Here is a 20,505-nt window from a genome sequence, read left to right on the forward strand (position 1 = left end):
TTTTCAGTTCCGCGTCCACGGGCCGGTGCCGGTGACAGCGTTGGGTGGGCCGCCGAAGGGCGTGACCCGGCCCGGCTCCTCGGGAATCGACTTGAGGTATTCGACCAGCTCCCAGCGCTGCGCATCGGTCAGCAAGGGGCCGATGATGCCGTTGCCGAGGGGCCCGTTCTCGAACGAATGCCCGGCGTTGGAGTTGCCTCGCAGCGAGGTGTCGAGCAGGAAGCGGCCGGTCCTGCCGCTGGTGTCCAGGCCCACCTTGACCGGATCGAATTCGCGGCCGACATAGAAGGTCTTGGTCCGCTCCTTGGCGGGGACCAGCATCTCGTAGAGATTGGGCACCGATCCGTTGTGCATGAAGGGCGGCGTCGCCCATACGCCGTCGCGCGGGGCGGCCTTGTACACGTCCTCGCGCTGGCGGGGCGTCGGCAGTTCGCGGTAGCCGTGCAGGTTGATGGTCTGCTGCTCGTCGAGCTTGACCTGTGACAGCGCCCGATCCAGCACCAGCTTCTGCGTGATCAGGTACAGCGCGCCGGTCGGAACGGTCTCCTTGCCCTTGAAGGGTTCCGGAAGATAGGGCGCGAGGTTGCCCGTGATGGCGTAGGGCCGGAGGTTGTCGAACTGGCCCGGGTCGGTGCCCACATAGGCATGCGGCACGACCCCGACCTCCAGGAAGCGCTTGCCGTACTTGTTCGGCGCGGTCCATGTGTAGGGCCACGCGTTGTGGCAACTCGCGCAATGGGTCGCGAACAGCGCCTTGCCGGCGGCCGCCTTCTGCCGGTCGATCCGCCCGAAGATGTCCTCCGGCCACTTGGGCGGGGCGAGCCGGGTCAACTGGTTCTCGATCTGCTGCAGGTTCAGCAGCTGGGCGTTCGACTCGAAGAGCCCTTCCTCCGGCGTCCTGGCATGCAGGTTCATCGGCAGGTAGACACCCATGGATTCGACGAGATTGCGGTTGATCGGGTCCTGCTGCGAGGCGCGCCACTGGGTCCACGAGCCGTGCGGCGCGTTCCACAGGAAGGGTGGCTTGGTGGGCGCGAGCGGCGTGGAGTGGTTTTCCGGGATGCGGGTTTCGATGGCCAGCAAACGGTTGACGATGGCGGAGATCGCATCGATCCGGGCCGGGCCCCAGACGATGGGCGTGGCGAGCGTGCGCGTGCGGTAGTCGTGGATCGGAATGGCTTCGCGTTCGAAGCGCTTGCCCAGCTCGCTCTTCGCGTCCGCGCTCATCGCGCCGAGCTTCGCCGCGAGACGGTCGAACTTCTGCTTGTCCGCCAGCGTGGCCTGCATCGCATCGTCGAGCGCGGCGACGTAGCCCATCATGTCGAAGGTGTTGGCGACGCCGCCGTCGATGCGGATGCGTTTGCCCTGGTAGTTGAGCTGCGCGTTGTGGCAGGCGGCGCAGGTCAGGCCGATTTGCACGTCTTCGACGTTGCTGCCTTTCCTCTTGACGACCGTCTTGCTCAGCCCGATCGGCAGCGCATCGGGGTTGTTCTGCGGATCGGCGGGCTGGGTGATCAGGCCGAAGCGATCGCTGTTGGCATCGGATCGGAACAACTCCTGGCTGCCTGCCGTTTCGAGGTTCAGGAACAGGTCGTACGACATCACGGCCGAACCTTGCGAGACCTGGTAGTACCAGGCACGTTCGGCGGGCGTCCAGCCCTGGTCGAGGAAGACCACGGGTCCCGATGGACTGGTTGCGGCTTGCGCCACCGCGGCCGACGGCGCCAGACTCAGCAAGAGGGCGCATCCGGGCGCCAGAAGACCGAAGACCGTGATGGTGGAGCGACGCTTGCGAGACATGGGCACTCTCCGAAAATCGGCCGCCTTCCGGGCCCGTTGGGGGATTCTCAGACCGATGACGCCGGCGACCTATCCCGGTGGCCACGTAGGCCACGTACGTGGGGGGCCGGGCAGGACACGTACGTGGTCCTGCGTGGCCGTCCGGATGGCGCGCGGCATCGCAATCCTGAAAATCCCCAGTGCGGGGTGCGAGCACTCCGCCTACCGGACGTGAAAGGAAAACCTGAAATGAAAGCAGCCCAGTACACAGTTCTAGCACTGGCTTCGGCGCTGGCCTTCAGCGCGCCGGCCCTGGCGCAGCCGAGCACGCCTTCAGCCACCCCCAAGGTGCTGGATGTCCGTGACATGCTCAAGGAAGTCTCGATCTCCGCGCTGGTGACCGCGATCGACCCGAAGAACCGCATCGTCACGCTCAAGGGGCCGGAGGGGAATGAATTCGCGGTCATGGTCGACCCGCGGGTCAAGAACCTGGCACAGGTCAAGGTCGGCGACATGGTCGACGCCACCTACATCCAGTCGGTGGCGCTGGACTTCCAGACCGGCAACGGGATACGGATGGCGACGTCGACGGCGGCCGTCGACCGCGCCCAGGTCGGGCAGCTGCCCGGCGGGGCTGCGATGAAGCAGACCACGCTGGTGTCGAACATCTGGGCCATCGACCAGGCCAAGGGCACCGTGATGGTCCGGGGGCCCTTCGGTCACTTCACCGAAGTGAAGGTGAAGGACCCGGCGATGCTGAACGGCGTCAAGGTCGGCGACCAGATGAAGATGACCATCACGCAGGCGATCGCCACATCGGTCGTCAGGAAGTCCTAGCCGCATTCTTGCCGGACAGCCTGGTGGGCGTGTGACATGGCGGCTTCGTCGGCTGTCCTCGCGCGCCGCCAGGGCCTGCTGTCGCTCCTGCTGGCAGGGATGGTGCTCGCACTTGGCGCCTGCACCAGCTACGGCGTGGTCGACAACCTGCCGTTGTCGCCAGGTCGGCAGGGACCGGTCTACTCGCTGGGTGAGTTCGCTCGCGACCCGCAGCGGCATTCCGGCGAGTTGACGCTGGCCGTTGCGTTCTCGGGCGGCGGTACGCGCGCCGCCGCCCTCTCCTACGGCGTCATGCAGGAATTGCGCGACACGCGCGTGCGCATCGACGGCAAGGAGCAGCGCCTGCTGGATGCGATCAATGTCATCAGCTCGGTGTCCGGCGGGAGCTTCACGTCGGCCTACTATGGCCTCTACGGCGATCGCCTCTTCGTCGACTACGAGCAGCGCTTCCTGCGCAGCGACGTCGAGGGCGCCCTGCTGCGCGGCTTGCTGAACCCGGTGCGGTGGTTCAGCAGCCACGGCCGCACCGAAATGGCGGTCGCCTACTACCAGCAAACGCTGTTCGGCAATGCGACCTTCGGGGATCTGGCCCGGCGGCCGGCGGCGCCACTGATCCTGATCAACAGTTCGGACCTGAGTTCGGGCGGCCGGTTCTCCTTCGTCCAGGAGTACTTCGATCTTCTGTGCTCGGACCTGAGCAGTTTCCCGCTGGCCCGCGCCGTCACGGCGTCCAGTGCCGTTCCCGTGCTGTTCGAACCGGTGGTGGCGGAGAACTACGCGGGTTGCGCCGCCGGCATGCCGCCATGGCTGGTGGCCGCGCAGCGGCGTGATGCCGACAACGACTACCTGAGCATGGTGGTGCAGGATGATCTGGCCTACCGGAACAAGGTGACGTACCGCTATGCCCAGTTCGTCGATGGCGGGATCACGGACAACCTCGGCCTGCGCGCCCTGCTGGACGCCGTGGAACTCGCGGGTGGTGCCGAGAAATACCTCCGCACGCTCGGCATCGCCGCGCCGCGTCGCATCGCGATCATCTCGGTCAACGCCGCCGCCGACACGCCCGCGGGCATCGGGGAGAGCAACCGTGCGCCGTCCTTCGAGCAAACGATGAACGCTGTCACCAATGTGCAGCTGGACCGCTACAACGTGTCAACGCTTCAACAGACGCAGCAGGGCCTCGAGCGCTGGACGCGCGAACTCTCGACGCCGGAACGGCCCGTGACCTCGTACTTCGTCCGCCTCAGTTTCGAGGACGTGCCCGATCTGCCGCTGCGCCGGTTCCTGAACGGGATCCCGACCAGCTTTGCGCTGGACAAGGAGCAGGTGGAGCGCCTGATCGCCACCGGGCGGGATCTGTTGCGCAGCAACCCGGAGTATCAGCGCTTGCTGGCCGGTCTGCGAGTGCCGACAAAGTCGACCGAGGCGACAGGCGCTGCACCGTGAAGCTTGCCGACGAGGCTCCGTATGACCTGGACATATCCTCCGGCGACGTGGGCTTGCTGAAGGACTCCCTTGTCCCTCAACAGCCGGTGCATCCGCCGCAGGTTGTAGGAGGGAACGGTCGGCACCAGGTGATGCTCGATGTGGAAGTTGACGAAGTTGGGTGCGAACAGCAAGCGCTCCCACCACGCCGCGAGGACCGTCCGCGTGTTCGACCAGATGTCTTGGCTCACCGTGCCCGGAAGTGCGCCATGCTCGGCGGCATTGCGGATGCGGCTGACCATCATGTACGTGGTCAGCCAGGTCGCCGGCCACAGCAGGTAGGCGATCGCGTGACCGCAGGTCCACAACAGGACCAGCGCCAAGGAATGTACGAGCAGGATGCGGCGGGAGTTCCACAGCAGGTGTCGCACTTTGCGCTTTTCGGAACCATCGCCATCCATTGCCGCGGGGTCGGCGCTCTGCTTCTTGTAGGCATAGCCGAATCGCAGTTTCTCAGGCTCCGCATGCGCATACAGCACGGCGAGAGTGGCCGCCGCCTTCAGGCCTGTGAGGCCGAGCAGGTCGCGAAGAACCTTGCGTGCCAGTGAGGATGGGCTGACCGGATAGCCACGGTAGTTGGCCAGGTCCGGATCGTCCTCTGTGCCGGTCCTCATGTGGTGGGTCATGTGATAGCTGCGATAGATCGACAGGTCGGCGAACACTGGCGCGGCGCACAGCCACTGGCCGATCCAGTCGTTCAGCGGGCGAGAGGGCGTCAAGGAGCGATGCGCGCACTCATGCATGAGGATGCCCAGCCCCAACTGGCGGCCGGCCAGCACCAGCATGGCGAGCGCTACCGTGGCGATGCCGGGCCGGGCGATGACCACGGCAAAGCTCGCCGCGATCAGGCCCCAGTTGACCAACAGCATCCAGGCTGCCTTCCAGGTGGACTTGCGCTGCAACATCAGCAGCTCGTCGCGGTCCAGCAGTTTGCGTACTTCATTCATGGGGAACATTCAAATGCAATCTCGAATGCTCCGATTGAATCAAAGGCAGCGCAGAATCAGTTGTCATGAAGCGCCAGATACTTGACACGAAAGCACCTGCCACCGCTCCTGTACGCGTGGCCATCCTGCTTCCCGAGCGCCCGTGGGCAGGCTCGGTGCTGCTGGTGCGCGACCTGCTCCAGGCCGCCGGCACCCTTGCGGCGCGCAACAGCGACATCGCCGCGAGTGCACTGTTCGACGTTCGCCTGGTGGCGCGGAGCAAGGCTCCGGTCATCAGCTTCGGCGGCCTGCCGCTGACGCCGGACCTGACGCTGAAGCGATCGGGTGAATTCAGCGTGGTGGTCGTGCCCGCCCAGTTCGCGCCGGCAGCCGAAACGACCGAAGACGACGCGGCGTACTGCCAATGGCTGTGCCGGCAACATGCAGGTGGCGCGCTGGTGATGAGCTTCGGCGGCGCGCTGCTGCTGGCCAAGTCAGGCTTGCTCGCTGGGCGCGAGGCCACCGGATTGCTGAGCGAGCGATCGATCATCCGTCGCCGCTTTCCGGAGATCCGCTACCGGTCCTCCCTCAGGATCGTGGCGGCCGCCGACATCATCACGGTGTGCGGCATCGGTCCCACGGTGGATGCATGTGCCCACCTGATCGAGCGGTTCTTCGGCATGCAGCGCGCACGTCGCTTCCTGAGGCACACCAGTACCGAGGCGCTTCCTGCCGACAACAAGCTCGCGCTTTGGAGCGCCGCGTACAAGCGGCACGGCGACGCGCAAGTACTTGCGGTGCAGGAAATGCTCGAGCGCGAAATGGATCCGGTGCCTGGCTTGGCTGCGCTGGCACAGCATGTCGGTTTGAGCGAACGCAGTCTGTCGCGACGCTTTGCCGACGCCGTCGGCTTCAATGTGCGGCAGTACGTGGCGAGGCTGCGTCTGGAACACGCGGACCACCTGCTCACCACGAGCCGCATGGCGCTGGCGCATGTGGCGCGCGAATGCGGCTATTCGAGCGCCAGCGCCCTGAGTCGTGCGTTTGCGCTCATGCGCGGCAGGACGCCCCGTAGCCACCGACTCGAGCATGCGGCCTGGCATCAGCGACGATGAACAGGTGCTCTCCTGCCGGTGGTCAGGTAGCCGCCGCCAGATCGTCTACGTGTGATCGCCTGCATAGGCCGCGCCCCGCTTCAGAAGCTCCGGCGTTCCGATCACCTCGTTGAGCTGGTCAAAGTCCAGCATCTGGCTGCGCAGCGGCTGCGTGGTGCCCTCGGCCTGCAGCGAGGCGAAGTAGCGCTGCAGGCCGGCTGCGACCCAGCGGGCCGTCCCACCAGGAAAGATCACGATGCGAAAGCCCAGCGAGCCCAGGTCGCCCGCACTGCTGATCGGCGTGTGCCCGCCTTCGATCATGTTGGCGAGGAGCGGTACGCGGTGGCCGAAACGCTCGCACGCCGCACGCATTTCCTCGCGGGAACGCAAGGCCTCGATAAACAGCGCATCCACGCCGCATTCGAGATAGGCCTCGGCCCGCTCGAACGCAGCTTGCGTGCTCTCGACGGCGACCGCATCGGTGCGCGCCAAGATCAGCGTTTCGGCGCTGCGCCGCGCATCCAGTGCGGCACGCAGTTTGCCGCACATCTCCTGGCGGCTGATGAGCGTCTTGCCGGCCAAGTGGCCGCAGCGCTTCGGAAAGCGCTGGTCTTCCAACTGGATCATGGCCGCGCCGGCACGCTCGAAGTCGCGCACGGTGCGCTGCACGTTCAGCGCGTTGCCGTAGCCGGTGTCGGCATCCACGATCACCGGGAGCTGCACGCGATCGGTGATGCGGGCGAGTACGTCCGCCGTTTCGCTGGCGGTGGTCAGCCCAACGTCGGAACGGCCCAGCTGTGTGTAGGCGACCGCGCCGCCCGAGAGGTAAAGTGCCTCGAAGCCGGCCTGCTGGGCGAGGAGGGCAGTCAGTGCGTCGTAGACGCCTGGCGCCAGCAGAGGCAGGTCTCGGCGCAGCCGTTCACGCAGCCCGCTCATTCCGGCTTCGCTCCCGTTGCCTGGACGATCTTTCCCCAGCGGACGATCTCGCTCTTGACGAAACGGCCGAACTCCTCCTGGCCTGTGCCCATGGCGATGAGACCCTCGCTTTTGAAGCGTTCGCGCATGGCAGGCGAGCCCAGCGCCTCGCGCGCAGCGGCGGAAATGCGCGCCGCCTCGGCCGGCTGCATGCCCGCGGGCCCGAACAGGCCATACCAGGAGCTGAAGTCGAATCCGGGCACGGCTTCGGCGATGGCGGGCACCTCGGGGAAATCCGCCAGCCGCCGCTTGCTGGTCACACCCAATGCCTTGACCTTGCCAGCACGCAGAAGCTGTTGCACGCTGGCCACGCCGGAAATCACCAGGTCGATCTGGCCGGCCAAGACGTCCTGCAGCGCCGGACCGGTGCCCTTGTATGGAACACCGGTGATATTGATGCCCGCGTCCAGTTTCAGCACCTCACTGGCGAGGTGATTGGAGCTGCCCAGTCCGGCAATGGCAATGTTGAGCTTGCCCGGTTTGGACTTCGCCAGCGCAATGAGTTCCTTGATGTCATTGGCAGGCAGGTCGGGACGGGCTACGAGGATGCCCGGCAGAGATGCGATGCCTGCCAATGGCGTGAAGTCCGCGACCGCATCGAAAGGCAGCTTGCCATACAGCGATGGGTTGATGGCGTGGCTGGTGTAGCTCAAGAGCAGCGTGCTGCCATCCGGCGGCGACTTGGCCACTGCCTGGGCTGCGATGTTTCCCGCGGCACCGGGCCGGTTGTCGACGATGAACTGTCGGCCCAGGCGCCTGCTCAGTTCCAGAGCCAGCTCGCGGGCGACGATGTCGGTGCCGCCGCCGGGCGTGGCGCCCACCAGCATACGGGTCACGGTCTGGGCCTGTGCCCACGGGGCGGCCAGGGCCGCCGCGCCCGCGCCCAGCAGGAGCAGTGTCTTGCGTCTATTCATGTCTTGTCTCCTTTTTCGGGTGGCGCGAAGGTTGCTCCGCGTCAGCCGGCGTTCGCCGCAGCGGTCTCTCGCGTCACTGTTGGCCGCCAGGGTCGCCAGGCCATGCCCAGTGTTCGGGCATGGCGCTCCTCGTAGGCCAGGAATTCGGCGCTGATGGCGCTGCCGCGGACGCCGCCACGCACGGCGCCCGGGCGCACGTCCCCGTAATACTCCTCCCACTGCGGGGGCAGAGGCTGTGAAGAAGGTATCGACAGCCACAGGCGCAGCAAATGGCGCTTCTTGTCGGGCTCGTCGAAGTCCTCGAAGTTGGTGCGCGAATGGAGGGTGACGTAGTTGTTCAAGAGTTGCAGGTCGCCGCGTTCCAGTTCCATCGAATAGCAGAGCCTGTCGCTTGGCATGAGTTCGTCGAGCAGGTCCAGGGCCTCGATCTGTGCCTGCGTCAGGCGTGGCACTTCCTCGAAGTCGCGCTGGGCCGCATCGGAGTTCTTGCGGTTGGTGCGGGCGCAGAAATGGATCGGGTCGTCACCGAAGATCGGACAGCTGTAGAAGGGCAGCTGCGCCGGGTCCTGCGTGCCCTGGTAGCTGTGGAACCAGGGTTGCTGCAGCACCGGAATCAGGTCGGGGCGTAGCCGCTGCACTTCGTCGCGCAGCGCGATCGAGCTGATCACCTTGCTGGTGCCCCCGCTCTTGGCGGTGCGACGGCACAGCAGCGCGACCACGTCGCAGGAGTCCTGGTGGAAATCCAGGCCGGCATTGGTGTTGTAGCCGCGCCCCCCCTTGATCTTGTAATTGCCGCCTGCGTCGCGCACGTCATTGATGATCTCGCTGGCGCGGTTCTGCGTGCGGCCCACGCCCATATACAGCCCCATGCCCCAGTAGGCCAGGCGAGTCTGCGCCTCGGTCCACCGCTGTACCGGAAATCCCTTGAGCAGGCACATGCCCCAGCGTTCCTGGGTCGTGTCGATGGCGCGCTTGAGAACTGCCCGCGACGCATCGGGCAAGGGGAAATCTTCCTGATTCATTTCCAGCAGGCCCTTGCCGGTGCCCTGGGCGTGGGCCAGCGCTGCATCGAAGCCCGCCACTTCCTCGGCGGTCATGCGGATGATCCATGACGTGTCGTGGCGAACGTCCTCGGCCAGCCATGGCCGGACTTGGAAGGGGGTGCTCATTGCGCTTCTGTCCTTTCGGGTTGGTGCAGAGCCGGCGCGACGCGCGGCCACTCGATGAAGATCAGTCTAGGCTTGCAAGCGATCAATAAAAAGCGATGATCCTTGAATCCCAACGTCAGAAACTTTGATGAAGATCGAGACTTTCTCAACGCTGGACGCCGTGATCCGCAGTGGCAGCTTTGCGGGCGCCGCCGTGCAGATGAACCTCACGCCCAGCGCGGTGAGCATGCAGATGAAGCAGTTGGAGCAGTACTTGGGCGTCGCACTTTTCGACCGGTCGGGCGCGCAGGTGCGCCCGCTGGTCACCGCCTTCGACGTGGCATCGGCAATGCGCGAAGGGCTGCTGCGGCTCGAGGAACTGCGGCGCCGTCCGTCCATGGCCATCGAAGGTGTGGTGCGGCTGGGCATCATCGAGTCGCTGCTGCCGTCCCTGCTGCCTGGCACGCTGTCTTCGTTGCGTGGGCGGCACCCGCGTCTTGCGGTGCGACCGCAGCGTGGCCGAAGTGCTTCGCTGATTGCCGACGTCAAGGCAGGGCAGCTCGATGCGGCTGTGGTGGCCATGCCTGCCAAGGGCGGCAGCGATCGCCTGAGATGGTGGCCGCTGGCGCGCCGCGACCTGATACTGATAGCGCCACCCGATTCCACCGAGTCCAGCCCGACGGCATTGCTGCGCCGCTACGACTGGATCCGATATGACAGAAACACGGTCACCGGCGCCATGGCGGCACGGCACGTTCTTTCGCTCGTGCCGGACAAGCGCGGCGCGCTGGAACTGGATTCGGCGCCCGCCATCATCGCGATGGTCAGCGGCGGGCTGGGCGTGGCGATCATCCACATGCTCGACGAATCCCTGCGCAAGGCCTACCCCGTGCGGCAGGTGTCGCTGGGAAGAAGCGCCCCGAGCCTGATCCTTACTTTGGTGAGCCGCAAGTCGAGCGAGGACGACAGGGCCTTGGTGGCGCTGCGCGAGGCGCTGGCAGAGCAGTTGTGACGCGCCGTCGGGCGCTCAAGCAGACGAGTGGGTCCTGACGACGAGAGATGACGCCCGCACGTCTACGGTCCTGCCCGCCTGTAGGTCCCACGAGGCAGGCATGGGCTGGAGCCGGTCACCACCAGCTTCGTGAAGCCGAAGTCCGACCGGACCGTGTAGTCCTTGCCCTTGTGGGCATCGCCCGGCTGCGTGCGGTGGCTGAACTTCTTGCCCGGACATCGGCTGGACAGGAACTCGTTGCCCGAGTGCCCTCCGGCGCGCCACGTGATCGTGGTGCTGCCGTTGACATAGGTGCCTTCGAAGTCATCGAAGGCCACGGCACAGGAACTCCAGCCGCCCGCGAGGACCATCGCGGCAAGGATCGGCATCTTCCGGCGCAAGCGGTACGTTGACATAGGGCGCGTGGTGAGTGGGTTGAATTCTATGGCGGGCCCCGCCCAGTTCGCGGGACTGTGACCCTGCCATCAACACGTACGTGGTTCTAGGTGGCCGCAGGGATGGCGGGGCGGGTGCTCTTTCCAAAATTGACCTGTCGCGATGCTGCCGCGAAGGAGATTCCCATGCGACTCATGTCTCCGGTCCTCGGTACCGCCACTGTTGTGCTCTCCGCCATGGCGACGCCCCTGCCGGCCCAGAACCTGCCCGCCATTCCAGCGCCGCAGACGCAAGGCCCTGCAACCTTCAGCTGCGGCGGCATCGGGGAGGCTTCCTCCAAGGCGATGCTCGCCGCCCGGAAGGACTATCCCCTGTCCTTGCTGTTCGCCACCGCCAGCGGTGAGTACATGCCTTTGGTCAACCTCGCGATCAAGGATGCCAAGGGCGCCAGCGCACTGACGGTTCCGTCGACCGGGCCGATCTGCCTGATCTCTAGGGCCGGCCGGATAGCGGCATCGCGCCGCGGGGCCGAGGTCCGCACGACCGATTGCCCCGGAGGGCAATTCGCCTTGCACCAAGGTGCAATATCGCGATGCGATCTTCGCGTGGAAGATGGAAAAAAATAGTCCTGTTGCGGTCGGATCCCGGACGCAATCCCTTTCTCGATGGCATCCGCGAGGCTCTTGGAAGCATTGGAAGATCTGGCCGCCTGCCTGCGGGTGGCGGCCCGCTGCTCGCCCGCTGATTTCCCGAAATGGAGCGATGCTCCCCCGAATCACTTTGCGGAGATCGAAAGTTTGTGGTCCGACATCCGGCCACGGCTGCGGCGCGACCTGGCGGCAGCCGACGAGGTGAACGAAGGTCTCGGCGCGATGATTTCGGCTTTCGAGACCGGCGATGCGGTCAGGGTGCGAGAAATCGCCGAGGCGATGTCCCGCATGGATCTGGTCGGGCTGCGATGACGAGGATTCTCGAGACGGCAGGCGATGGGTCCGCCCGGGACCTCACTTGCGGCTGAGGATCCACGTCGCGAGCGTGCGGGCGTCCGCCTCGGAGATCTGGGGATTCGCGGGCATCGGCACCGGACCCCATACGCCTGAGCCGCCTTTTTGAATGACCGCGATCAGCGCATCCACCGCTTTCGGGTTGTCGCCCCCGTATTTGGCAGCGATGGCATCGAAGGAGGGACCCACCAGCTTCTGGGTCTGGGAATGACAGGACATGCAGGCGAATTTGCTCGCGAGGGCCTGTTCCGCAGGCCCCGCACGAGCGGGTGCCGGCCGCAGTCCGCCGGTCAAGGCAATCGAGATGGCGATCGCAAGGGCAGGTGCCTGATTCATGCTTCACATTGGATCGCGGAATCGCCGCCAATGGTGCGTGTCCGTCCACGTACGTGGTCCTGCGTGCTCGCCGGGATGGTCGCTTCGCCTGGATGGCGGCACCATCGGACACCGGTTCGGTGCAAGCCCGGAACCGGCACCCTCAATGCCTCGGGGAGACGCCGAAGCCATGTCCACCACCGTCCACGTCCTCGGATTCAAGCAGGATGAGCGCGCGTGGATCGAATCGGCACTGGCACGCATCGCCGATGCGGTGGAGTTCGTGGACGACGGCGAGGAGTTCCTCGCCCGGCCGCCCAGTGGTCCGGGGCGGTGCCTGATCGCGTCGGCCGATGTCGACGAGGCCGCGACGCTCGGACTGGTGCGTGCACTGAGGCAACGCGGTGTGGATTTGCCCGTGATCGTCCTGGGTCCGCACTCCGCGTTCCGCACGGCCGTCGACATCGCGCGGCTGGAGGCGACGGACTTTCTGGAGCGGCCGGTCAGCGTGCGCGAGTTGCGGGCCGCCGTGCGCCGCATGCGATCGGACACCTCCTAGCGCACAGTTCGTCAACCCCACTCACCACGCGTACTTCATGCCCCCGCGCACTGTCCATGCCTGGTAGGACTGGTTGCCCCACTGCCATCCGACGTCGCCCCAGCCGGCCCAGCCCGGCTTGAAATCGACATTGACGCCCGCCTTGACCTCATAGCGGCTGCCCGGGTACATGTCGCGCACCGAGAACTGGTTGACCGTGAGCTCTTCGCCGGTGTTGTCGTACCACCAGTTGAACGCCGCATAGGGCCGCACGCCCCAGCCCCAATCGGGGGAGGACGTGCTGCGCAGCCGCAGTCCGAGCCTGGAAGTGTAGGCGCTGCGATGGGAGCCCTTGACGGCGAGGCCATTCGGTTCGAGGGCGACATACGAATGGTTGTGCAGATAGATGATCTGGCCCTGTGGTTCGAGCACCCAGTTGCCGGATGCTCCCAATGGCATGGCATAGCCGCCTTCGGCAGAGAACATGCTGATGTGCGAGTCGTAGCCCGTGCGGTCGAAGGGAAGGCCGGTATCGACCGTGTTGCTGAAGCCGGCGTACTGGCCCCACACGTCCGTGTACCAGCCGAGCCGGCTCCGGTCGTTCTGGTACCAGGTGCCGTACATGCCGATCGCGCCGCCTGAGAAGTCGCCGCGCGCCTGGATCGGATTGCCGAGGGCGTTGGCGTCCGTGCGCCCGCTGGCATAGCCGGCCATGGCGCCGAGGTGCAGGCGGTCCGCACCGCCGAAAAGCGACCATTTCGCGACGTCCGCGCCACCCTGCAGGACCCAGCCCCTGCTGTCGGTGTCGAACCGGCCGTCGGCGCTGGTCGAACTCATCCCCTGGCCACCGGCGCGGATCCAGGCGTTGCCCGGGCTGAGTTGCAGCGGGTCGCCCCACCGATCCTGCAGGCTGTGCACGAAGGCGAAGCTCGTCATTCGCTGAATGCCCATGTAGGCGCCGGTTTGCGGCCGAGCGAGGGCGGCGATGCTGGCGCCGGGATTGCAGAGGGTCGTGGCGCCGGCAGGTGCCGGGCTGCATTGGGCGAAGGCGCCGCAACTGCCTGCACAGAGGGCGGCGGCGGCCGATATGCGTGTGCAGGCCCGGGCAAGGTGCGTCCCCGGCCCACCAGCCGGCCGCCGGGCCGGAGCGCCTCTGCCGGGCACTCGTCGAGACGCACATCCCATGGCCGAACCCTCCTTCGGACAGGCCCGGCGATCTGGATTGCCGGACGGCTCGAGGGATTGTGCGCGGGTCTGCCGGAGCCGTCACTTACCGGCAAGCGGAATGTGGCGTTCCGTCAACTATTGCTGGTTTTGAGGTTTTGACCGCAGGCCGTCACCCTTCACCGAGGCGCGCTCTTTTGAGCCTCCGCCCGCACCTGGGCTGCATTGGGCAGGGTCGACACGACCTTGCTGTTCACCCGCGACCCGCTGGTCACGTTCTGATCGGGGGCGGCGGCAGCGGCCTCGGCCTGGGCCCGAACCACGGCGGGGTCGGCCGTCGAGGTGAAGGGATCGGCGCCGCGCGAGCCGCGTGTCACGTTCTGATTGGGCGCGCGCGCGGTGTCGACGGCCTGCTGCTGCACCGCCGCGGGATCGGCCACCGAGTTGAACGGTTCGGCGCCGCGCGACCCGCGGGTGACGTTCTGGTTGGGCGCGTGGGCGGCAGCGATCGCCTCGGCTTGCACGTCGGCACGGCTGCGGCCGGCCTGGGCATGCACCGAGCTTGCGAGCATCCACGCAATGGCCGTGGTCGAGACGATCTTGATGATGGGCGAGGCTTTCATGTGTCGATTTCCTTGGATCGTTGCAGCGGCTGATGTGCCGGCTTCGACCGCGATGCTATGGGCCTCACATTGCGCGACGATGACGAACCGGCCCTGCCTGCAGATCCAGGCGCAAGTTGGTGATGATCGCGAGCCCGGGCTCCTTGGAGAGCGTGAAGCCGAATCGCCGGGCGAGCGCCAGCATGCCCCTGTTCTCCGACAAGGTGCTCCCGACCAGCCGCCTGATGCCAGACTGCCGGGCCAGATCGATCAATGCCGTGAGCAGACGCCCGCCGAGCCCCTGGCCCTGCCAGTCGTCGGCGATCACGATGGCGATCTCGGCCTCTTCGTCGGCGCCCTCGATGACGTAGCGCGCAACCCCCACCTGCCGTTCCAGGCCATCGACGAAGACCATCGCGACCATGGCTCCCTCACGCGATCGATCGATGTCGGTCCAGCGCCGGAGCTCTTCGTCCGACGGCTTTCTCGCCGACATCAGGCGTTGGTAGGCAGTGCGTGGTGAGAGCCCATCCGCGAATGCGCGTTCGCGTTCGAAATCTTCCGGCTCGATCGGCCGGAAATGGATGCCGCGCCACCCTTCGATGGCTCCCGCATGGAAGCCGGGAAGCCGGGACTCGATACGGGCGCCGGATGCGAGAGGACTCAGGGGGGACATGGTGGCTTGCTCCGATGGGCTGGGGTGTCTCGAATCTAGTCGTCGGGTTCTTTCAGAAAAAGGCGGTCCGGGGCAATGCGGTTTTGCGGTGGCTGAAAAAGTCGCCTCGCGTTCCTGCGCTCTATTGACGCGGCTGGAAAAGCGTTTTGTGCCGCGTGGCCTTACCGATCCGCAGCCGGCTTTCTACAGTCACGCCTCCTCAACCGGGAAGCCCTCATGATCATCGACGCCTCGACCCTCGACCCGACCTCGGCCTACAAGCTGCTGATCGGCTCCATCCTGCCCCGCGCGATCGGCTGGGTCAGCACGCAATCCCGCGAGGGCGTGGCGAATCTCGCCCCGATCTCCTTCTTCACCGCCGTCGGCCGCAAGCCGCCGATGGTCTCGCTGTCGCTCCAGCCGCGCTCGGACGGCGTGACGCTGAAGGACACCTTCTTCAACATTCGGGACACCGGCGAGTTCGTGGTCAACATGGTCACGCTGCCGCAGGCGCACGCCATGCACAGGTCGGCCTTCGAATTCGACTCGGACACCGACGAGTTCGCTGCGGTCGGACTGGAGAAGGAAGCCTCCGTGGCGGTCAGGCCGCCGCGCGTCAAGGGCGCACCCATCGCACTGGAATGCAGGCTCGACCGGCTCATCCCGATGGGCGACCTGGGGGACCACGTGGTCTTCGGCGAGGTGGTCCGCTTCCACATCCGCGACGACGTCTATCTCAAGGGCGGACGCATCGATACCGGCGCGCTGCAGGCCGTGGGCCGCCTGGCGGCCGAGTACACGCTGGTGCACAACGCCTTCACGACCCCGCTCGACGAACAGCTGCTGGCGTCGCTTCGCGGGCAGCGGGCAGGGCGCCTCGACGGCCATGCCGACGGCTATTCGCCGATCGACAGCAAGGAATGGTCCGCCTCCGGCGCGACGCGCTGAAACCCGAACAGATGACACAGGAGAATCGAATGACCGCATCCCATCCCTCTCTTCCAGACGAAGCTCGCGCCGGCGCGCCGGGTCCGACACTGGTCTTCGTGCACGGATTCCTCGACGGCGCCGCCGCCTGGGACGAGGTGGTCGCCGAACTCGGCGAGCGCGCGGCAGATGCGCTGTGTGTCGAGCTTCCGGGCATGGGCCTGCGGGTGGCCGAGTCCGGACCGTACAGCCTCGACGGTTTCGCGGAAGACGTCACCAGGCAGGTCCGCGCGCTCGCCCGCCCGGTGGTGCTCGTCGGCCAGAGCATGGGCGCGCAGGTTGCGGAACTGGCGGCAGGCCTGCTCGGGTCGCAGGTCTGCGCGCTGGTGCTGCTGACCCCGGTGCCGCTCGTGGGCACCGACCTTCCCGACGAGGCCATGAAACCCTTCCATGCACTGGGTGGCGATCCCGATGCCCAGCGCGGCTTGCGGCGCCAACTGGGCGTCCGGCTCGATGACGAGAAGCTGGAAAAGCTGGGGCTGCTCGGCGACCCGGTCGCGGCGGCCTCGGTCGGCGTCTTCGCCGACCTGTGGAACCAGGGCCATGCGCTGGGGGCCCAGGCCAGCCGGCATCACGGACCGGCGTTGATCGTCCGGGGTGAACTCGATCCGTTCGTCACCGCCGAAGTGGTCGCGCAGGCGGTGCTGCCGCGCTTCGAGGCGCCCACGGTGGCGTCCATCGGCGAAGCGGGCCACTGGCCGCACGTCGAGCAGCCCAAGGCCTTCGCTGGGGTGCTGGCCGAGTTTCTCCGGGCGCTGGACGCCCGGCCGACCGCGGCGCCCTCGCAAGGCTGGACCCGCGCGTTCGCGCAGAAGTCCTCCACGGCGTTCGCCGAGGCCTTCGCGAGCGACATCGTGCTCGAGGCCAGTGTGCTTGCCCATCCGGTCGTCGGCGCCGAGCAGGTCAAGACCGTCATGGGCGCCGCCAGCACGATCTACGAGGCGCTGGCCTTCACCCAGCAATCGACCAGCGGCCCGCGCACCTACCTCGAATGGGAGGCGCAGGCCTTCGGGGGCGAGAAGCTCTCGGGCGTGACGATCCTCACCCGCGACGACGAGGGAAAGATCGTCCGGGCCGCCATCCACCACAGGCCGTTGGGAAGCGCCCTGAAATTCTCGGCCGAACTCGGCCGCCGGGTGCAGGGCCAGGTGGCGGCCAGCCACTTCTTCGGCGCGGCCCACCCCAAGGACTGAACAGGAGATTGACATGGTGAAACGTACAGATGTGGAATTCGAGGTCGACGGCGGCGTCAAGCTGCGCGGCTGGCTCTTCGTGCCGCCGGGCGAAGGCCGGCGTCCCGCCATCACGATGGCCCACGGCTATGCCGGCGTGAAGGAGCACGGCATCGAGCCGTTCGCCAGGGCATTCGCCGAAGCAGGCTTCGTCGTGCTGCTGCATGACCACCGCGGCTTCGGCGCGAGCGAAGGCGTGCCGCGGCAGGACGTCGATCCATGGCGGCAGGTTGCCGACTGGCGAAGGGCCATCAGCTATCTGGAGAGCCTCGAAGTCGTCGACCCGAAGCGCATCGGGCTCTGGGGCACGAGCTATGCCGGCGGGCACGCGATCGTGCTGGGCGCGACCGAGCGCCGCCTGCGCTGCGTCGTGGCGCAGGTGCCGACCATCAGCGGCTTCGAGCAGGGCCTGCGCCGCATAGCGCCGGAGAACATCCACCTCATCGAGGAGATGTTCGCAGAGGACGACCGCGCGCAACTGCGCGGAGAACCGCCGCGCCGGCAGGCCATCGTGAGCGCCGATCCGGCCATTCCCGCCGCTTACCGCGCCAGCGACGCGATCGACTTCTACCTGCAGCCGGTGCCCGAAGGCGCCTGGGAGAACAACGTGACGGTGCGATCCACTCGCGCCGCGCGGATGTACGAGCCCGGCCACTGGATCGCACGCGTCTCGCCGACGCCGCTGCTGATGGTGGTGGCGACACGCGACACCATCACGCTGACCGACCTCGAACTCGCCGCCTACGAGCGCGCGCTGCAGCCCAAGCGGCTGGTGACGATCGAGGGCGGTCACTTCGACCCCTATCTGGGCGGCTTCAAGGCTTCCAGCACGGCGGCCGTCGAATGGTTCAGGCAGCACCTGAGCTGAGTTTGCCCATTGACCCCTACAGAGGACCCACCATGTCCCACCTGACTGTCGCCTTCGACGAAAACCTGGCCACCATCGTGCTCGACCGGCCGCCCCAGAACCGCATCGACGACCAGATGATCGACGAGCTGGCCGCCGCCGTGACGGCCATCGAACGCAGTGAGGCCCGCGCGGTGCTGGTGCGCAGCGAGGGCGAGAACTTCTCGTTCGGCGGCGACATCATGAGCTGGCCGGGCGCCAGCGTTCGCGAACTGCGCAGCCGTTTCGAGCACTACCTGTCGGTCTTCAACCGCTTCGAGCGGCTGCCGATGCCCGTCATCGCGGCGGTGCAGGGCCTCTGCTTCGGCGGCGGGCTCGAGCTGGCGGTTCGAGCTGACATGATCTTCGCGGGCGAGTCGGCGACCTTCGGCCATCCGGAACAGTCGCTCGGCATCGTGACCGTGCTCGGCGGCATCTACCGGGTCGCCGAACGTGCCGGCCGCTCGCGGGCCTCCGAATGGGCGATGACCTCGGAGCGGGTGCCCGCGGCCACGATGGAGCGCTTCGGCGTGGTCAATCGCGTGGTGGCGGACGCCGATCTGCTGAAGGAAACGCGTGAGTTCGCGCGCAAGGTCTCGGTGGGGCCCACGCGCGCCTACGCCGCGCACAAGGCGCTGCTGCGGGCCTGGGCGGTGGGCGGCGTCGCCTCGGCGGACGACGCCATGTTCGACATCGCCATGCCGCTGTTCGAGACCGACGATGTCCAGCGCGGGCTGAAGTCGGCGGTCGATGCGCTGAAGGCCGGCAAGCCGCGCCCGGTGCTGGCGTTCAACGGCCGCTGAAGTCCGCGATCGATCTATGATGGCCCTCCGTCTCAACGGAGGAGCCTCAGCATGGACCGCATCGCCGCGATGAATGCCTTCGTCCGGGTGGTGGAGGCAGGCTCCTTCACCAAGGCCGCGGACACGCTCGACGTCCCGAACGCCACGGTGACCCGGCTGATCCAGGGTCTCGAGGAAGACCTGAAGGTGCGGCTGCTGCACCGCACGACCCGCTCCGTGACTGTCACCCCCGAAGGCGCGATCTACTACGAAAGGGTCGTGCGCCTGCTGGCGGATCTCGCCGACATCGAATCCTCCGCGCGCCTGTCGCAGGGCAAGCCCTCGGGCAAGGTGCGCGTCGAGACGGCCGCCGCCATCGGAGCGATGGTCATCGTGCCCGCCATGGCCGACTTCCAGCGCCAGTACCCGGACGTCGAAGTGGAGCTCGGTGTCGGCAACCGGCGCGCCGACGTCGTCGCCGAAGGCGTCGACTGCGCCATCCGTGCCGGGGAGGTCAGCGAGCAGCTGATGGTGGCGCGGCGGATCGGCGTCTTCCGGTTCGTCACCTGCGCCACACCGGCCTTCCTGGAGCTGCACGGCGCGCCGACAACGCCGGAAGAACTGCGCGAGCGGCCGGCTGTCGGGATGATGTCCGCGCGCAGCACCCGCGCGCTGCCGTTTCGCTTTTCCGCCGGCGACGCCGCGACCGACCTGGTGCTCGATCACAAGCTCGTCGTGAACGACACCAACTCCTACGTCGCCGCCGGATTGGCGAGCCTTGGCATCATCCAGGCGCCGAGCTATGCGGTGGGTCCGGCGATCAAGGCCGGGCAGCTCGTGCCGCTGCTCGAAGACTGGTGCACGCCGGCGATTCCGGTGCATGTGCTCTACGCCCCGAACCGCTACCTGAGCGCCAAGGTGCGGGTGTTCATCGACTGGACCGTCGCGCTCTTCGAACGCAACGACGACCTGCGGCTGCGTTGAGATCAGGCCGCGCCTGAATCCCCGAGCAGGATCGCCGCCTGCAGCCGCTCCATGCCGGCGTCGCGGATGCCCAGCCTTTCGAGCGTCCGCAGCGTCGCATCGAAGTACGCGCGCGAGCTGCCGATCGCGCCGTTGCCGGTGCGGATCAGCCGCGCGACGTCGGGGATCGGATGCCCTCCGATATAGCGCTCGTGCCGTCGGTCGACGACGAAGGTCAGGGCCCGAATCGCGCCTGTGCTGTTCCTGGCCGGCACCCAGTGGGCGTCGTAGGTGCCGGCGAACATTTCCCGTCGCCAGAGCAGCCGCAGCTCGGTGCGCACCTTCGCCGCGTCGATGCGGTAGAGGACCCCGCGGCAGGCGCCGCCCCTGTCCAGGCCCAGCATGGCACCGGGCGCCTGCTGCGATCCGCGCCCCAGCAAAGTGCGGATGCAGAAGCTGCGGTGCCAGCCTTGCACGCGCCCGATGCTGGCATGCGCTGCATCCATGGCCGGGTTCCACATGAGCGAACCGTAGCCGAAGACGTGCAGGTCCGCGCCCGGGTCGTGGGCGCCGAGCGCGGCTTCGAGCGTCTGCTCCATTTCGGCGTCGGTCCTGATCCTGACGCCTGCCGGCGCATTGGCCCGCAGCGACTCGATCATCGAACCGGTGACCAGCCGTTCGCGCGTCAGCAGGTGATCGGCGTCGAAGGGAATCGGGATGCTGTCCATGCGAGATGACGTGGCGTGTTCGTTCACGGCACTCTACCGATAGGAGCGATGCCGAGACAGCGCGCGCGGCTCAAAGCGCCATTGCGGAATCGACAACAATCGCT

Annotated in this window: 23 protein-coding genes; 12 read left to right on the forward strand and 11 right to left on the reverse strand. The window is 66.8% G+C overall.

Going from position 1 to position 20,505, the window contains the following annotated elements; genetic code table 11:
- Positions 1-3 precede the first annotated feature (3 nt).
- Positions 4-1,800 (reverse strand): di-heme-cytochrome C peroxidase, encoded by a 1,797-nt coding sequence (locus QTI17_RS03805; RefSeq protein WP_286531108.1) that lies wholly within the window; start codon positions 1,798-1,800, stop codon positions 4-6.
- Positions 1,801-2,028: 228 nt separating this feature from the next.
- On the opposite strand from QTI17_RS03805, the gene QTI17_RS03810 reads away from it, so the two are divergent.
- Positions 2,029-2,616 carry a hypothetical protein gene (locus QTI17_RS03810; RefSeq protein ID WP_286531110.1) on the forward strand — a complete coding sequence of 196 codons (588 nt, stop codon included), beginning with the start codon at positions 2,029-2,031 and terminating at the stop codon, positions 2,614-2,616.
- Between the two features lie 135 nt (positions 2,617-2,751).
- A complete protein-coding gene (locus QTI17_RS03815) occupies positions 2,752-4,062 on the forward strand; it encodes a patatin-like phospholipase family protein (RefSeq protein WP_286531112.1) in 1,311 nt (436 codons plus the stop codon).
- Here QTI17_RS03815 and QTI17_RS03820 read toward each other — a convergent pair.
- Positions 3,996-5,048 (reverse strand): fatty acid desaturase family protein, encoded by a 1,053-nt coding sequence (locus QTI17_RS03820; protein ID WP_286531113.1) that lies wholly within the window; start codon positions 5,046-5,048, stop codon positions 3,996-3,998. The genes QTI17_RS03815 and QTI17_RS03820 overlap by 67 nt on opposite strands.
- 65 nt (positions 5,049-5,113) lie before the next feature.
- On the opposite strand from QTI17_RS03820, the gene QTI17_RS03825 reads away from it, so the two are divergent.
- Positions 5,114-6,142 (forward strand): GlxA family transcriptional regulator, encoded by a 1,029-nt coding sequence (locus tag QTI17_RS03825; RefSeq protein WP_286531114.1) that lies wholly within the window; start codon positions 5,114-5,116, stop codon positions 6,140-6,142.
- Between the two features lie 45 nt (positions 6,143-6,187).
- Here QTI17_RS03825 and QTI17_RS03830 read toward each other — a convergent pair whose 3' ends face one another.
- The 3 genes from QTI17_RS03830 to QTI17_RS03840 are packed head-to-tail and all read right to left on the reverse strand — an operon-like array spanning position 6,188 to position 9,179.
- Positions 6,188-7,057 (reverse strand): isocitrate lyase/PEP mutase family protein, encoded by an 870-nt coding sequence (locus QTI17_RS03830; protein WP_286531117.1) that lies wholly within the window; start codon positions 7,055-7,057, stop codon positions 6,188-6,190.
- Positions 7,054-8,010, reverse strand: coding sequence for a tripartite tricarboxylate transporter substrate binding protein (locus tag QTI17_RS03835; protein ID WP_286531119.1), 957 nt, complete (start codon positions 8,008-8,010; stop codon positions 7,054-7,056). Before QTI17_RS03835 ends, QTI17_RS03830 begins: the two co-directional genes overlap by 4 nt.
- A 41-nt stretch (positions 8,011-8,051) precedes the next feature.
- The gene (locus QTI17_RS03840) at positions 8,052-9,179 is read right to left on the reverse strand and encodes a TauD/TfdA family dioxygenase (protein WP_286531122.1); all 1,128 of its coding nucleotides are present in this window, start codon (positions 9,177-9,179) and stop codon (positions 8,052-8,054) included.
- A 127-nt stretch (positions 9,180-9,306) separates the two neighbouring features.
- Between QTI17_RS03840 and QTI17_RS03845 the strand changes: the two genes are divergently transcribed.
- Positions 9,307-10,170 (forward strand): LysR family transcriptional regulator, encoded by an 864-nt coding sequence (locus tag QTI17_RS03845; RefSeq protein ID WP_286531124.1) that lies wholly within the window; start codon positions 9,307-9,309, stop codon positions 10,168-10,170.
- A gap of 62 nt (positions 10,171-10,232) precedes the next feature.
- On the opposite strand, the gene QTI17_RS03850 is transcribed toward QTI17_RS03845, so the two are convergent.
- On the reverse strand, positions 10,233-10,565 hold the full coding sequence (locus QTI17_RS03850; protein WP_286531126.1) for a hypothetical protein: 333 nt from the start codon (positions 10,563-10,565) through the stop codon (positions 10,233-10,235).
- A 165-nt stretch (positions 10,566-10,730) separates the two neighbouring features.
- Between QTI17_RS03850 and QTI17_RS03855 the strand changes: the two genes are divergently transcribed.
- Both QTI17_RS03855 and QTI17_RS03860 read left to right on the forward strand, forming a co-directional pair.
- On the forward strand, positions 10,731-11,171 hold the full coding sequence (locus tag QTI17_RS03855) for a carboxypeptidase regulatory-like domain-containing protein (RefSeq protein ID WP_286531128.1): 441 nt from the start codon (positions 10,731-10,733) through the stop codon (positions 11,169-11,171).
- Positions 11,172-11,228: 57 nt separating this feature from the next.
- Positions 11,229-11,507: a hypothetical protein gene (locus tag QTI17_RS03860; protein ID WP_286531129.1), complete on the forward strand. Its 279-nt coding sequence runs from the start codon at positions 11,229-11,231 to the stop codon at positions 11,505-11,507.
- A gap of 42 nt (positions 11,508-11,549) precedes the next feature.
- Here the strand turns inward: QTI17_RS03860 and QTI17_RS03865 are convergent, their stop codons facing one another.
- Positions 11,550-11,885: a c-type cytochrome gene (locus QTI17_RS03865; RefSeq protein WP_286531131.1), complete on the reverse strand. Its 336-nt coding sequence runs from the start codon at positions 11,883-11,885 to the stop codon at positions 11,550-11,552.
- A 169-nt stretch (positions 11,886-12,054) separates the two neighbouring features.
- Between QTI17_RS03865 and QTI17_RS03870 the strand changes: the two genes are divergently transcribed.
- Positions 12,055-12,423: a response regulator transcription factor gene (locus QTI17_RS03870; protein WP_286531133.1), complete on the forward strand. Its 369-nt coding sequence runs from the start codon at positions 12,055-12,057 to the stop codon at positions 12,421-12,423.
- A gap of 21 nt (positions 12,424-12,444) precedes the next feature.
- On the opposite strand, the gene QTI17_RS03875 is transcribed toward QTI17_RS03870, so the two are convergent.
- The 3 genes from QTI17_RS03875 to QTI17_RS03885 form a co-directional block, all read right to left on the reverse strand.
- Complete coding sequence (locus QTI17_RS03875) at positions 12,445-13,587, reverse strand: autotransporter family protein (protein WP_286531135.1); 1,143 nt, start codon at positions 13,585-13,587, stop codon at positions 12,445-12,447.
- 158 nt (positions 13,588-13,745) lie between these two features.
- A complete protein-coding gene (locus QTI17_RS03880) occupies positions 13,746-14,189 on the reverse strand; it encodes a hypothetical protein (RefSeq protein WP_286531136.1) in 444 nt (147 codons plus the stop codon).
- Between the two features lie 64 nt (positions 14,190-14,253).
- Positions 14,254-14,844: a GNAT family N-acetyltransferase gene (locus QTI17_RS03885; protein WP_286531138.1), complete on the reverse strand. Its 591-nt coding sequence runs from the start codon at positions 14,842-14,844 to the stop codon at positions 14,254-14,256.
- Positions 14,845-15,060: 216 nt separating this feature from the next.
- Between QTI17_RS03885 and QTI17_RS03890 the strand changes: the two genes are divergently transcribed.
- The 5 genes from QTI17_RS03890 to QTI17_RS03910 are packed head-to-tail and all read left to right on the forward strand — an operon-like array spanning position 15,061 to position 19,694.
- Entirely contained in the window at positions 15,061-15,771 is a 711-nt protein-coding gene (locus tag QTI17_RS03890) for a flavin reductase family protein (protein ID WP_286531139.1), read from the forward strand.
- Positions 15,772-15,800: 29 nt separating this feature from the next.
- Complete coding sequence (locus QTI17_RS03895; protein ID WP_286531141.1) at positions 15,801-17,003, forward strand: alpha/beta fold hydrolase; 1,203 nt, start codon at positions 15,801-15,803, stop codon at positions 17,001-17,003.
- A 13-nt stretch (positions 17,004-17,016) separates the two neighbouring features.
- Entirely contained in the window at positions 17,017-17,910 is an 894-nt protein-coding gene (locus QTI17_RS03900; protein WP_286531142.1) for an alpha/beta hydrolase, read from the forward strand.
- 32 nt (positions 17,911-17,942) lie between these two features.
- Entirely contained in the window at positions 17,943-18,731 is a 789-nt protein-coding gene (locus QTI17_RS03905; protein ID WP_286531144.1) for an enoyl-CoA hydratase/isomerase family protein, read from the forward strand.
- 51 nt (positions 18,732-18,782) lie between these two features.
- The gene (locus tag QTI17_RS03910) at positions 18,783-19,694 is read left to right on the forward strand and encodes a LysR family transcriptional regulator (RefSeq protein ID WP_286531146.1); all 912 of its coding nucleotides are present in this window, start codon (positions 18,783-18,785) and stop codon (positions 19,692-19,694) included.
- Positions 19,695-19,696: 2 nt separating this feature from the next.
- On the opposite strand, the gene QTI17_RS03915 is transcribed toward QTI17_RS03910, so the two are convergent.
- Positions 19,697-20,428, reverse strand: coding sequence for a gamma-glutamylcyclotransferase (locus QTI17_RS03915; protein ID WP_286531147.1), 732 nt, complete (start codon positions 20,426-20,428; stop codon positions 19,697-19,699).
- Positions 20,429-20,505: the final 77 nt, after the last annotated feature.

It is taken from the genome of Variovorax sp. J31P179, assembly GCF_030316985.1.
Lineage (GTDB): Bacteria > Pseudomonadota > Gammaproteobacteria > Burkholderiales > Burkholderiaceae_C > Variovorax > Variovorax ginsengisoli_B.